This window comes from Mesorhizobium sp. B2-1-3, assembly GCF_006442495.1.
GTDB lineage: Bacteria > Pseudomonadota > Alphaproteobacteria > Rhizobiales > Rhizobiaceae > Mesorhizobium.
The window spans coordinates 128,169-141,242 of record NZ_VFWL01000003.1 but is presented as its reverse complement, the minus strand read 5'-3'; the positions used below and the strand labels follow the sequence as shown (position 1 = coordinate 141,242).

Genomic DNA, 13,074 nt, shown 5'->3' with positions numbered 1-13,074 from the left:
GGGAGGCAATAAACAGGAAGGCAGGACCGGCAGCTTTGATGCGGGTCAATAAGCGGTTGCTGAATAAAAAGAGTGGCGTTGGTGTTCCGGTTTCTGGGTCGCCGCACCAATGCCTGCTCTTATATTATCCGCTCCGCCCATGTCGCATCGCGCGCTTCCAGGGCCATGTTGAACAAGGAGCGACCGACACGCGCCCCCGATATCGGCCGGGGCGCAAATCGAATTTGGCCCATTGGCAGGTCGTCAGGCGATGTCCGCCGACTCGGCTTTGCGTTTTCGCCCGGTGATCATGGCCCGTACCAGGTTTTCGCGATGGCGAAAGCTTGCCAGCGCGACGCCGCCTATATGGAAGAGGACCAGCACAAGTAAGCCGTGCGCGCTCAGGCTGTGCGCCGTTTCAACCCGCGACACGCCGAAATAGGCGTCCGTAGTCATCAGCCAGCCGGTCAGTGCGGTTGACCCCATCGCAGCCATCAGCGCGACCACCATTGCGCCGCCGGCCGGGTTGTGGCCGATGTAGCGGGCTTCGCGACCGCTCGGTATTGCAGAGAGATAGCGCAGCACCGTCGCCGGGTCTCGCACGAATTGAGTGAACCGCGCATAGGGCGTGCCCACAACGCCCCACAGGAGCCGCATCACGACCAGGGCGGCGGCGGCGTAACCTGCCAAATGGTGCAAGACCTCGGAGGAATGGGAGGTGAACCAGGCCGTTACGAAGCTGAGCACCAGCGCCCAGTGGAAACTCCGTACGACCAGGTCCCAGACGCGCACCATCTGCGAAGATGGCTGCACGTCCGCAGTGGCTGAAACACGCAGATCAGTTTTCGCCGGCTTCGGCATTGTCGAGCTTTTCAAGGGTTTCGGCATTGTAGGCCAGGTTGACTTTCTTGCCGGCCTTGTCGACCGCGTAGACTTCGTAGCAACCCTTCTCGACCTTGATCTGGCGCACGGTGAGGCCTTGGCCGGTCAATTGCGCCTCGAGCGTTGCCTTGGGCTTGAACTGTGATTTCGGGGCGGTGCTGCAGCTGTCGCCGGCGGCGAGCGCCGGTCCTGCAATCATGCCAGCGAGAGCGGCGAGGACGAGTGTGCGATACATGATGGCTCCATTCGGGAGTTGGGCGCCGATTTTGCGCCTGCGGGTGGATTTCGATCGGTCTGTCAGACGGCCTTTTCGCCGTCATTGGTTCCGAAATAACCACTTCAACCTGACAACTGGCTGACAGTTTGGTCGGGCCGCAGATCGGGCTCGCATCGGTCGGTTTGATCTGGCGCAACGACCGCGGGTGTGCTGCGAGCATGATGACCGCCAGGATGTAGAGCGCTTCTGCTGCCGTCCTGAAAGAGGAATACCGTGGAAACCATATCGAGGAGAGTGGCGCTCGGGCTTGCGGCCGCAATGCTGATGGCAAGCAGTGCGGGCGTTGCGCGGACTGCCGAGCTTGTTCAGGTCTCGCTTTCGGACAAGGGCGCGAGTACGGAGATGCCGATGGCTCTTGCTTATGCAACGCCAGGACGCGATCTCTCGAAGGCCACCATGGGCATCAAGGCGTCCCCCGGAGCCGTGAAGGCCGGGGAGGTCACATTCAAAGTGAAGAATGACTCCAAGGACACCGTTCACGAAATGATCGTGATGTACCTTGCCGATCCCGGCAAGCCGCTTCCCTATGTTGAGGCCGAGAACCGGGTCGACGAAGACAAGGCGGGCGACAAGGGCGAGGTTTCGGAGCTCGATCCCGGCAAATCGGGCACATTGACCGTCGACCTGAAGGCTGGAAAATACCTGCTTATCTGCAACGTGCCAGGTCATTTTGGCGCCGGCATGTGGACCGAGTTCACCGTCGGTCCATGAACCCCCAAAACAGAGCAGCGCTAGGAGCCTGCGACTTGTCGCCGTTTTCGAAAGGTTGCCCGGATCGCATCCCATCGCCTGGTGCCGGGAATAGCGGAGGAGTTGATCGTAATCGGCTTCGTTTGTTTGCGGGGCAACATGGAGCGCGTCATAAGAGCAATGGTGCTCGAAAGCATAGGCACTCCCTTGAAACTGGTCGAAGATTCGACCCCTTACCGGGGATGGGTGAGATCAGGTTGAAGGTCGAGGCATGCGCTATCTGTCGGACCGATCTCACGTCATAGATGGCGATCTGCATCACCCAAAATTGCCGCTCGTTCCCGGTCACGAAATCGTCGGCATCGTCGATGCCGTGGGCAAGGGGGTGGCGCCTTCCAGGATCGGGCAGAGAGTCGGTGTGCCATGGCTTGGGCATACTTGCGGGCGTTGTCCCTACTGCGCCACAGGACATGAAAATCTTTGCGATCAGCCAGATTTCACGGGCTACACGCGCGATGGCGGCTTTGCCAGCCATGTCATTGCCGACGCGCAATTCGCCTTCGATCTGGACCGGGATGCCGACCCCGTATCGCTGGCACCCTTGCTTTGCGCCGGCCTGATCGGCTGGCGATGCCTGAAGAAGGCCGGCGACGGCAAGCGGCTCGGGATTTACGGCTTCGGCGCCGCCGCGCACATCGTCGCTCAGATCGCGATCTGGCAAGGCCGTGAGATTTTCGCTGTCACCCGGCCCGGTGACGAGCAAGCACAGGATTTCGCGCGCTCGCTTGGAGCGACCTGGGCGGGCGGTTCGGATCAACTTCCGCCCGGGCAACTCGATGCCGCGATCATCTTTGCTCCTGTGGGTGACTTGGTGCCGATCGCGCTTGGTGCCGTCCGCAAGGGCGGCCGGGTGGTTTGCGGCGGCATCCCTATGAGTGACATTCAGGCGATGGCCTACGAGTTGCTCTGGGAAGAGCGCGAACTGGTGTCGGTGGCAAACCTGACGCGCCGCGATGCCGAAGAGTTTTTCCCCATTGCCAAGCGTGCGCAGGCACGCACCCACACCAAGGTCTACTCACTGGAACAGGCCAATCAGGCACTGGACGATCTGAGGCAAGGCAGATTGAGCGGCGCCGCCGTCCTGGTACCGTGATTGGCGGTTGAGGATTATCTGGCCCGCTCGCCAAGATTTCGGATCTGGCTGATCCACTTCGCGCGGGTCGCATCGCTGGCGCCGGCGACCATGCCGAACAACGTCTCGCGCACCGGACTGATACCGACAAAATGCAGGATGCTTCGCTTCATGCCGGCGATGCCGTGTCCCAGGAACCATAGCCGGTAAAGAACGGAAGGCATACCCATCGTCACCACAACGCGCGCGGAGCGGCCGCGAAGCAGTGTCTTGGTAAAGCTGCCGCCCTTGTCCGGATAGGCAAAGGCCGTCCCCGGCCGCATGACCTGTTCCAGAAATGCCTTGAGCATGGCCGGCATGGTCCCAAGCCACAGCGGAAAAACAAAGACAATGTGCTCCGCCCAGACGATCGCTTCGGCTGCGTCCTTCAGTTCATCGGGAATTGAACCGTGCTCGAACTCCTGCATTGTCCGCAGCATCGGGAAATCGATCGCCGCCAGGTCGACCCGGCGGACGGCGTGCCCCGCCTTCTCCGCGCCCTCGCCATAGGCCCTGGCGAGACCGCGGCAGAGCCGGTCCGGGGACGGATCGGGATGGCCGACCACAATCAAGATGCGTCGCGACATGGTCTACTCCAGGGGAGCCTTGCGTCGCCGCGTCAGGGCCGCTCGACCCTCGCCACCTGGTACGTGTGCATGGCGCCGTTGCGCTCGATCGACACATACTCGCCGGTCACGAACCGTTCGTCGCCGAGACGAAAGCCGATCTCGTCGTCGCGGTCGCCGTCGGCATAGTCGAAGAACCAATGTCCGCCGGGCTTGCGCCTCAGCCGACCGACCAGATCCTCCTCGCCAGTGCGAAATCGGCGAACGCGGCACGAGGCCTTGTGCGATTTCCACTCTTGCGCATCGATCCGGCCTTCGCCGGTCAACGGAGCGAGCACGTCATAGCCCTCTTCGCGGTCGCCTTCCGGATGACCTTTCTCACGGGCGAGCAGCAGCCGGACGTTGCGGAATTTCGGGGTGAGGTCCTTCACACTGGTCATGGCGAACTCCTTCTACGGAGTTTCATAGAGCGGTGGCGGGACCTAGCTCTTGATCCGTATCAAAAAAAGCGCGAGCACAGCACTTCTATCCAGGACCGAGCAACAACAGGGCGCAGATACCCATGGCCGCGGCTATCAGTGTTGTGACGGCCAGTGGCAACCAGAACGTGATCGGACCAGCAAATACTGCGAGCGACAGGCGACCGATCGCGTTTGCTGCGAGCGCCGCGAGCACGGCCTGGCCCACGGTCTCGACGGACACGGAATGCTTGACCAGGCGCAGCGCGCCAAGCACCGAGACATCGACATCGAATGCGCCGGCCAGCGCCGAACTCGCCAGCAGACCGCGCCCACCGAATTGAACGGCCAGCCCGGCACTTGCGGTCGCGACGATGGCAAAGAGCAAGGCGAAGAGCAGCAAGGGGCCCAGTTCGAATGGATTGCGCGCGATCGCGCTGCCTTTACCGTTCCCGCTGTCACGAGCCAGCAGCAATGCGCCGCAGACAGCGAAGGCAAGCGCTGCGGTAATCGCCGGAATCACGACCGATGCGAGCACACTTGGCTCGACGATCAGAACCACGGCGCAGACGCGGAGCACCGAAACCATTGCTGCCAGGGACGCCGCCCCGGCGAGCGGCAGCGGATTGCTTGCCGACGCGGCATTGCGGGCAAGCGCCAAGGTCACTGCTGTGGAAGAGACGATTGCACCGGTGAGCGAACTGACCAGCAGACCGCGTGTATTTCCCAGAATGCGAACAGCCACGTATCCGGCGAACGAAATCGAGGCCATCAGCACCGTCAGGAACCAGACTTCCCAGGGATTGAAACCGGCCCACGGGTCGATCGTGCGGTTTGGCAGCAAGGGCAAGACGATCGCCGTCATCACCGCAAGGACCAGCGCCGAACGCAGTTCGACCCAGGTCAGTCGCTTCAAAAGACCGTGCAGGACCTCGCGGCTGGCCAGGATTACCGCCAATGCCGCGCCACCGGCGGCTGCAGCACGATAATCGCCGGCGACGGAAAGCGCGCCAAGGGCAAACACCCCCAGGCCCGCGATCACGCTGGTGACGCTGAAGTCCTCGTCATGGGCAGCCTCGCGTGCCTTGTACCAGGCAAAGATTGTCGCAAAGGCGATGAACCCGCCGACCAGCACGGATACAGCGCCGAGTGCGTTGGCGAGTGCAGCGAGCACGCCACCCAGCAGGCCAGATATGCCGAATGTCCGGATGCCAGCTGTGCGACTGCGATCGGGCGCGTCCCGCTCCTGCCAACCACGCTCCAAGCCGACAAGAAGACCTATTGCGAGCGCCAGCCCAAGCCGGGCGATGATCGGATCCATTGGCGCGACGACTTCAGGCGGTGACCGTTGGCGGCAGGCGGTCACGAACCCACCTGACGATTTGGCCTGCCGTCATTGCGCCGGATGTGCGCGCGATCTCGCGCCCGCCATGGAACAGGATCATGGTCGGAATGCCACGGATGCCGAGCCTGGCCGCGACAGCCTGCTCATTGTCGGAGTTGAGTTTGATCAGACGAACATGCGGCTCCAGTTCACTTGCCGCCGCTTCATAGGCTGGCGCCATCATCTTGCAGGGGCCGCACCAGGGTGCCCAGACGTCGACGACAACGGGCAGACTGCTGCGCGCGATCTGATGATCGAAACGCGCGGCGTCGACATCTTCCGGGTGACCCGAAAACAGCGCGGTCCCGCACTTTCCGCATTTCGCCTCACTGGCATTGCGGGCTGGCGGCAGGCGGTTGACCCCACCGCATTTGCTGCAAACCACCAGATTTTGCTGTGCCATCGCCATTCACCGATTTTGTTCTCAACCACTATGCGCGCCACAGATGCCCATCGCCAAGCGTGCGCAAGGCGTTCAGGATAACCGCGACGTCAATCCCCTCCTGAAGCAGCGCTCCGGCAACCGGCGTGATCTGCCCCATGGCCGCCGCGATCATTGCCAGCCCGGACAACGCCAGCCCGGCGATGATGCTCTGCAAGGCGATCGATCGCGTTCGCCGTGCAATCCGAACCGCGTCCGCAACCGGCTGCAGCCTGTCGGTCAGCACGATGACGTCGGCCGCCTCGGAGGAGGCGGTCGCACCACGGGCGCCCATGGCGATACCGACCGTTGCGGCGGCAAGGGCAGGTGCATCGTTGATGCCATCGCCAACCATCATTGTGGGCGCTGTTGCTTTCTCGGCCTCGACGGTGGTGACCTTGTCCGCAGGGACGGCATCGGCGATGATGACATCCAGATCAAGCCTGGAGGAAACACGCTTTGCTGCCGCACTGTCATCACCTGTAAGCATGACCATGCGCGTGATGCCAGCCGAGCGCAGATTGGCGAGCGCGTCGCGTGCATCAGGACGCAACGCATCGCCCAAGGTGAAAATCCCAGCAAGCTCTCCAGCGACGGCGACAAAAACCCTAAGCACCGGCTCGTCCCGGTATTTTTCTTCGCCGCTTTTCGCCCAGCCGGGCAGCGGCTCGTCGGCGAGCACGAAAGCCCGCGATCCAGCCGCGACCGACATGGTGTCGACCCGGCCGTTGAGGCCTGCACCGCGATGCTCGCTGACATCATGCGGATGCGAAAGCATCAGCTGCCTGCCGCGCGCCGCCCGGATGATCGAGTCGGCGAGCACATGGTGCGATGCCTGTTCCAGGGATGCCAGCAGCTGCAGCGATTGGTTCGCTTCACAGCCGGGTGCGGCTTCGATGTCGATGAGCTCGGCGCCGCCGATGGTCAAGGTCCCCGTCTTGTCGAAGATCGCGGTTCGGACTTGCGCAAGCGCTTCCAGAGCCGCGCTGCCTTTCATCAGGATGCCTGCACGCGCGGCACGCGAGACGCCGCCGATGAAGGCAACAGGGGCAGCCAGGATGAGCGGGCAAGGTGTGGCGACTACCAGCACGGCCAGCGCCCGGATTGGATCACCGGAGATGTACCAGGCGGCGCCGGAAACCACCAGAGTGGCAGGCAGCAGGAACAGGGCGAAACGGTCGGCCATGCGAATGAAGGGGGATTTCGCCGTCTGCGCTGCAGCGACCATGCGTACGATCGCGGCATAGGTGCTCTGGTCTGCCAAGGCGGAAGCCTGCATGCTGAATGTCTCGCCGGCATTGATGGTGCCGCTGCGCAGCGTGTCGCCCGCTATCCGCCGCTCGGGCAGCGGCTCGCCGGTCACCGCGGACTCGTTGAGGGAGGCCGAAGGATCAAGCAATATACCATCGACGGGAAGCAATTCGCCGGCCCGGACCAGAAGCTCGTCCCCGACAGCAACATCTTCGACGGGGACTGTCTCTGTCCCTCGGGTTGTCGTCCGATGGGCCACACGCGGCGATCGGTCGGTCAACGCCTTGAGGTTCCGTTCCGCGCGGCCACGAGCGAAATCCTCAAGGACTGTACCACCGGCATACATGATAGCGACCACCACTGCCGCAAGCGGTTGTCCGAGCAGCAGCGCGGCGGACATCGAGACCAGCGCAATCGCATCAACGCCGAAGCGGCCGATCCAGAAATCGCGCAGAATGGAGATTGCGAGAGCCGCCACCACGGGCAAGGTCGACACCGTCCAGATCGTGTGGGCTTCGATGGGACCGAGCCCCGTTCGCCAGGCTCCGGCTCCGACGGCGAGACCCAGGATAGCGATGACCAGCAATGCGCGTCGTAGAGCAGACTCGCTCATCCGATGTCCCTCAACCTTGATGGCCCCTTTGGCGCTAGAGCTCGCGGACCATCTCCTCGAGCACGCGACGCACAACGTTCGCGACCTGCGCAAGCTCGCGATTGGCGATGGCCCCCATTGAAGCGACCGGATCCACCGCCGCGACTTCTACCTTTCCTGGTTCGACCTCGGTGACGATGACATTGCAGGGCAGCATGGTTCCGATCTTGTCTTCGGCCTGAAGGGCTCGCCAGGCGAAATGCGGATTGCACGCGCCCAGGATCACATAGGGCCTGAAATCTTCACCAAGCTTGGCCTTCATGGTCTGCTGAACATTGATCGAGGTCAGAACGCCAAACCCCTTGCTTGCGAGCTTGTCGCTCACGTGGTCGATTGCCGCTGTGAACGGCATGGCGACGATCTTGCTGAAATAGTAACTCATCTTAACTCTCCAATCCTTGACCGCAGCAGTGGCTGCTACGTCGCAAGCGACCGCTTCGAACCCTCTTGCAACAGCTAATCGCGAGAACCGGACGAGGCTTTGATCCAGCGCAATGAAGGGGCAGGATCGATTGGCGACTATCGCCGCGAACGGGAGACCCACCGGTGACGATCCGAAATCTTGAACATGCGTTCGCCCCGAGGTCGGTCGCCGTATTCGGCGCATCGGTGCGCGAAGGCTCCGTCGGCCGCGTCGTCTTCGACAATATGGTCAGCGGCGGCTTCGAGGGCGAGATCTGGCCGGTCAACCCGAAATATTCGCAAGTGGCTGGTCGGCAATCCTATGCCAAGGCGGCCGATCTTCCAGGCGTTCCAGACCTTGGTGTCATCGTCACGCCGCCCCGAACAGTTCCGGCCATAGTGCGCGACCTTGCAGAGAAGGGCACGCGGGCGGCGATCGTCATCACCGCCGGGCTCACGCACGAAAACGGCCTGCGTCAGGCGATGCTCGATGCGGCCAAGCCCACCGTTTTCCGCATCATTGGGCCGAACACGGTCGGGCTGATGATCCCGCCATTGAAGCTCAATGCTGGATTTGCGCACATGGCCGCCAAACCCGGCAGCATCGCGCTGCTGTCGCAATCCGGCGCCATCGCGACGTCGCTGATAGACTGGGCGGCGGACAACAATGTCGGCTTCGCCCAGATCGTCTCTCTGGGCGACATGGCGGATGTCGACGTGGGAGATTGTCTCGACATGCTGGCGGGCGACATGCACACGCGCGCCATCGTAATGTATCTCGAAACCATCCCCAATCCGCGCAAGTTCATCTCGGCCGCGCGTGCGGCGGCACGCATAAAGCCGGTGATTGCGATAAAGTCGGGCCGGCACGAGCAATCAGCCAAAGCAGCCGCGACCCATACCGGCGCGCTATCGGGCGCCGATCGCGTCGTCGATGCGGCATTGCTGCGTGCTGGCATACTGCGCGTCAAAGGTCTCACCGAGTTGTTCGATGCGGTTGAAACGACCGCCCGTTTCGTTCCGCTGGAACGAGCCCGCGTCGGCATAGTCACCAATGGTGGCGGCGCCGGCGTGCTTGCCGTCGATCAACTCGTCGAAGGCAACGGGCACCTGGCCGAGCTATCGCCGGAAACGATCACTCGTCTGGATGCCGTCCTGCCGAGTACATGGTCCCACGCCAATCCGGTCGACATTATCGGGGACGCCCCGCCAGAACGCTATGCCGCCGCGATCGAGGCGATCATGGCCGATGCCGGCACCGACGTCGTCCTGGTCATGAACTGCCCGACTGGGCTCGGCTCGCCGCTTGCCGCGGCAAGCGCCGTGGCGGTGCTCGCGCAGGGCGGCAAGATCAGCGGCAAACCTGTCCTGACCTGCTGGCTCGGCGAACACACGGCGCGCGAGGGGCGACGTGTTCTTCAGGATGCTGGTCTTGCCAGCTTCGAGACGCCGGCGGACGCCGCAACGGCGGTTTCTTATCTCAGCGAATGGTCGCGTGCCCAGCGGGCATTGATGCGCACGCCGTCGAGCCGCAGCGACATCGCGAGCGACCGGGAAGCCGCGCTTGCAATATTCAGGGCCGTCGCCAGGGAAGGGCGGCGTATGCTGACCGAGTCCGAAGCCAAGGCGGCAATCTCGGCCTACGGCATCCCTGTCCCCGAGACGATCGTCGCCAGATCTCCTGCCGAAGCGCAACTGGCAGCCAGCCGGTTCCTCAAGACATCCGAGCAGGCCGTCGTCAAACTCCTGTCCAAGGCGATCACGCACAAGTCGGACATTGGTGGGGTGGTGCTTGGCATCGCCGACCCCGTTGCCGCCGGGGAGGCGGCACGCGCAATCGAGGCGCGCGTGCGCAAGCACGCACCGCAAGCCGACATTGAAGGCTATGCCGTTCAGCCAATGGTGGCGCGAAAACAGGCGCAGGAACTCATCCTCGGGATAAGCCGCGACCCGATCTTCGGGCCAGTCATCCTCTTTGGAGCCGGGGGCGTCGCGGTCGAAGTGATGAACGACACGGCGATCGCGTTGCCGCCGCTCGACGACATTCTTGCCGGTGACCTAATCGACCAAACCCGGATCGGCCGCGTTCTTGCCGGGTTTCGTGATCGCAAGCCGGCCGATCGGCAATCGATCATTGCTTCACTCAACGGCCTATCGCAGATGATCGTCGACTTTCCGTGCCTCGTTGCGGTGGATATCAATCCGCTGCTGGCCGACGCCGAGGGTGTGATTGCACTCGACGCCCGCATCGAGATCGAGCCGGAACGGGTGGAAGAGGCGGGGCCGAACCCGGCACTTGCCATAAGGCCCTATCCGTCGGGTTGGGAAAAGGTGTTTTCGGCGGGCGACATCGACTACAATATCCGTCCGATCAAGCCGGCCGACATCTCGCTCTATCCCGAATTCCTTGCCAGGATTTCGCCCGATGATCTGCGCCTGCGTTTTCTGTCGCCCCGCAAAAGCTTCTCCGACCAGATGCTGAAGCGGCTCACCCAGCTAGACTACGGTCGCAACATGGCTTTCGTTGCGCTGAATACGAGCTCCGGCGCGCTGGCCGGTATCAGCCGGATATCTTGCGATCCCGACCACACCGTCGCCGAATACGCCTTGCTGGTGCGTACAGATCTCCAGGGTAATGGTCTTGGCTGGGAATTGCTCAGCCAGATCGTCGATTATGCGAGGGCCGATGGGATCGGACGAATCGAAGGGATAATGCTCGCCGAGAACACGAGGATGTTGGCCATGTGCCGCGAGTTTGGCTTCTCGATAAGGCGTCATCCTAGCGAACCCGGCCTTGTCGAGGTAACGCTCGAACTCAGTTGAGGCCGATCGCCCGCTGCACCGATCAGGACGCTGTGCACAGGGTTTCGGACGCATCGCTCTCTGAGTGCCTTCTCAATTCCAAGACAATGTCGGCGAGCATCCGATCAGCGTCGATTTTTCGCCAGCCAGACTGGGTGGCATTTCGCTCCAATTGCCGCGAGAGTATCTCGATCGTGGCATCTGAAGGGCCGCCCTTGCGCTCGCTGACCCGCTGCCACAGGACAAGCGGGGCCGCCTCCAACCAAAATCCGGAGAATCTGATAGCCCGGCTGCGCGCCGCTTTCTCGATCCGCTCACGATCGGCGGGTCTGTCGAAAACGGCATCGGCCACGACCGAGCCGCCCTGCGAAAGGATCAGGCCGGCGCGCCATGCCATTTCGCGGTAGACGCGATCGGAAACTTCGGGCCGATAGGCTTTGTCCGGCAGCCTGGTCTCCGGCGGTACACCATGCATGGCCTTGCGGACGCGGTCGCTTTCGACAATGCGGGCGCCTGGCGCTGCACCGAAATGGGCGGCCAGCGCCTCGGCAACGGTCGTCTTTCCCGAGCCACTCAGACCGCCAACGGCAACGAGTCGCGCCGGTTTTTCCTGGAGAAATGTTCGGGCAAGGTCGAAATAGGATCTCGCCTCGGCAACCAGCCTGTCGCTGTCGGCGCTGCGTTCCTCGACCTGCGTTGCGATGACGTGGGCGCGCACGGCAGCCCGCACAGCCATGAAAAAGGGCAGCAGCACGAACCCATCCTCGTCGTCGGCTTCATCGAGATAGCGGTTCATCACAAGGTTGGCGAGCTGCGGAAAACCGCGATGCCAAAGATCCATCAACAGGAAAGCAAGGTCGTATAAAACGTCGATGCTGGCGATCTGGTCGTTGAATTCGATACAGTCGAAGAGGCGAGGCTCGCTGTCTAAAAGGCAGATGTTGTGCAAATGCAGGTCGCCATGGCAGCCGCGGATCTTGCCTGCGGCTTCCCGGCGGTCGAGCAATCCGGAATGCCGGGCGAGGGCGTTGCGGAAGGCCTCGGCAAAGCTCGTGACCTCAGCTTTTGCGAAAACGTGGCTGGTGGCAAAGCCAGCCTCGTTGATGTCGAGCACGCCAGCCAGATTTGATGAGCCGCCGCCATTGTGGATCGTCGGCGCGGCACGGTGGTAGCTGACGATCATGCGCGCAACCGCGGTCATCAGCGCCGGCGTCAATTCTCCGGCGGTTGCCATCCGATCGAGGAGCTTCGACTGGTCGAAGCGGACCATCTCGATCGCAGCATCGACCATTTGGCCGGTGCCATTGAAAGCCAGTTTGCCGTCGGCTTCGCGGGTGATTCGACGCACGACCAAATAGAGGCCGGGCGCGGTCTTCGAGTTGAGTTCCACCTCTTTCTCGCAAGCGGCAAGCCTGAGGGCCGGCGCCGAGAAATCGACATAGGGCAGCTTGACCCCCCGCTTCATCTTGTAGGCGCGTTGGCCAACGAGGAAAATACGGGAAATGTGAGTCTCGATCGCCTCGACGGCCCCGACCGCGCCATGGGTAGCAGGATCAAGCAGAAAAGAGGCAGCGGCTTGCTGCTCATCGACGATCATGGCCGGCCTTCCACGTGTGTTTTGCGTATTTCGTTTGCGCGAGCTGCGTTCATTGCTGCAATGTCTGGACATAGCCTGCCAACTCATGGATCCGTTCCCTGGTGACGATTTCGCCTGCGTTCGGGCCATATTTCTTCACGTCGGCAGGCAGGAATTGGCTGCCCCACACCGGCATGTCGCGCTCGCCATGCGCCGGCACCATGGCGCGGCCGTCGATCACGGCATAAACACGCCAGTAAGGGAATTCGCCGCCATTGCGCCTGGAGAGGCGCGTCAGGTCGCTCGGCCGCTTCAACAACTCGTCGCCAACGGGCCGTCCCCCTTGCCTTCCGGACCATGGCAGACCGCGCACGAGTTCATGTATTCGGCCTTGCCGTCGCCAAGTTCCTGGGCGCGAGCCGCGTTGAAGGCCAATCCTGCCAGAGCCGCCGCGATCAGGAATTTCATCTGCGTTTTCCGATTGATTAGCTGAAAACCTACAGCCCTGGTTTGGCAGTACGTTGATGCGGATCAAATGCCCCGCGGTCACGGTATTTGATTCA

13 protein-coding genes and 1 pseudogene are annotated in these 13,074 nt (G+C 62.4%); 3 read left to right on the top strand and 11 right to left on the bottom strand.

Annotated elements, in window-relative coordinates; genetic code table 11:
• Nucleotides 1–243 precede the first annotated feature (243 nt).
• Together FJ973_RS07785 and FJ973_RS07780 are read right to left on the bottom strand one after the other, a co-directional pair.
• Nucleotides 244–840 (bottom strand): cytochrome b/b6 domain-containing protein, encoded by a 597-nt coding sequence (locus tag FJ973_RS07785; RefSeq protein WP_318013168.1) that lies wholly within the window; start codon nucleotides 838–840, stop codon nucleotides 244–246.
• A complete protein-coding gene (locus FJ973_RS07780) occupies nucleotides 818–1,096 on the bottom strand; it encodes a PepSY domain-containing protein (protein WP_140522935.1) in 279 nt (92 codons plus the stop codon). Before FJ973_RS07780 ends, FJ973_RS07785 begins: the two co-directional genes overlap by 23 nt.
• Nucleotides 1,097–1,372: 276 nt before the next feature.
• Between FJ973_RS07780 and FJ973_RS07775 the strand changes: the two genes are divergently transcribed.
• Together FJ973_RS07775 and FJ973_RS07770 are read left to right on the top strand one after the other, a co-directional pair.
• Nucleotides 1,373–1,849 (top strand): plastocyanin/azurin family copper-binding protein, encoded by a 477-nt coding sequence (locus FJ973_RS07775; protein ID WP_224656351.1) that lies wholly within the window; start codon nucleotides 1,373–1,375, stop codon nucleotides 1,847–1,849.
• A gap of 150 nt (nucleotides 1,850–1,999) precedes the next feature.
• Nucleotides 2,000–2,981 (top strand): annotated as a pseudogene (locus FJ973_RS07770) (zinc-dependent alcohol dehydrogenase family protein).
• A 14-nt stretch (nucleotides 2,982–2,995) separates the two neighbouring features.
• Here FJ973_RS07770 and FJ973_RS07765 read toward each other — a convergent pair.
• From FJ973_RS07765 to FJ973_RS07740, 6 genes are all read right to left on the bottom strand, one after another.
• Entirely contained in the window at nucleotides 2,996–3,586 is a 591-nt protein-coding gene (locus tag FJ973_RS07765; protein WP_140522933.1) for an NAD(P)H-dependent oxidoreductase, read from the bottom strand.
• Nucleotides 3,587–3,618: 32 nt separating this feature from the next.
• Nucleotides 3,619–4,005, bottom strand: coding sequence for a hypothetical protein (locus tag FJ973_RS07760; RefSeq protein ID WP_140522931.1), 387 nt, complete (start codon nucleotides 4,003–4,005; stop codon nucleotides 3,619–3,621).
• A gap of 85 nt (nucleotides 4,006–4,090) precedes the next feature.
• Nucleotides 4,091–5,344, bottom strand: coding sequence for an MgtC/SapB family protein (locus FJ973_RS07755; protein WP_140522929.1), 1,254 nt, complete (start codon nucleotides 5,342–5,344; stop codon nucleotides 4,091–4,093).
• Nucleotides 5,345–5,357: 13 nt separating this feature from the next.
• Nucleotides 5,358–5,810 carry a thioredoxin TrxC gene (gene trxC / locus FJ973_RS07750; protein ID WP_140522927.1) on the bottom strand — a complete coding sequence of 151 codons (453 nt, stop codon included), beginning with the start codon at nucleotides 5,808–5,810 and terminating at the stop codon, nucleotides 5,358–5,360.
• Nucleotides 5,811–5,838: 28 nt separating this feature from the next.
• Nucleotides 5,839–7,692 (bottom strand): heavy metal translocating P-type ATPase, encoded by a 1,854-nt coding sequence (locus FJ973_RS07745; RefSeq protein ID WP_140522925.1) that lies wholly within the window; start codon nucleotides 7,690–7,692, stop codon nucleotides 5,839–5,841.
• A gap of 34 nt (nucleotides 7,693–7,726) precedes the next feature.
• Nucleotides 7,727–8,113 (bottom strand): DUF302 domain-containing protein, encoded by a 387-nt coding sequence (locus FJ973_RS07740; protein WP_140523416.1) that lies wholly within the window; start codon nucleotides 8,111–8,113, stop codon nucleotides 7,727–7,729.
• Between the two features lie 164 nt (nucleotides 8,114–8,277).
• Between FJ973_RS07740 and FJ973_RS07735 the strand changes: the two genes are divergently transcribed.
• On the top strand, nucleotides 8,278–10,956 hold the full coding sequence (locus tag FJ973_RS07735) for a bifunctional acetate--CoA ligase family protein/GNAT family N-acetyltransferase (protein WP_140522923.1): 2,679 nt from the start codon (nucleotides 8,278–8,280) through the stop codon (nucleotides 10,954–10,956).
• 22 nt (nucleotides 10,957–10,978) lie between these two features.
• Here FJ973_RS07735 and FJ973_RS07730 read toward each other — a convergent pair whose 3' ends face one another.
• Genes FJ973_RS07730 through FJ973_RS31720 form a run of 3 tightly spaced genes read right to left on the bottom strand, consistent with a single transcriptional unit; the run spans nucleotide 10,979 to nucleotide 12,979 of the window.
• The gene (locus FJ973_RS07730; protein ID WP_140522921.1) at nucleotides 10,979–12,532 is read right to left on the bottom strand and encodes a bifunctional aminoglycoside phosphotransferase/ATP-binding protein; all 1,554 of its coding nucleotides are present in this window, start codon (nucleotides 12,530–12,532) and stop codon (nucleotides 10,979–10,981) included.
• Nucleotides 12,533–12,581: 49 nt separating this feature from the next.
• Nucleotides 12,582–12,827, bottom strand: coding sequence for a hypothetical protein (locus tag FJ973_RS31725; RefSeq protein WP_318013167.1), 246 nt, complete (start codon nucleotides 12,825–12,827; stop codon nucleotides 12,582–12,584).
• Nucleotides 12,824–12,979: a c-type cytochrome gene (locus FJ973_RS31720; protein WP_318013166.1), complete on the bottom strand. Its 156-nt coding sequence runs from the start codon at nucleotides 12,977–12,979 to the stop codon at nucleotides 12,824–12,826. Before FJ973_RS31720 ends, FJ973_RS31725 begins: the two co-directional genes overlap by 4 nt.
• Nucleotides 12,980–13,074 lie beyond the last annotated feature (95 nt).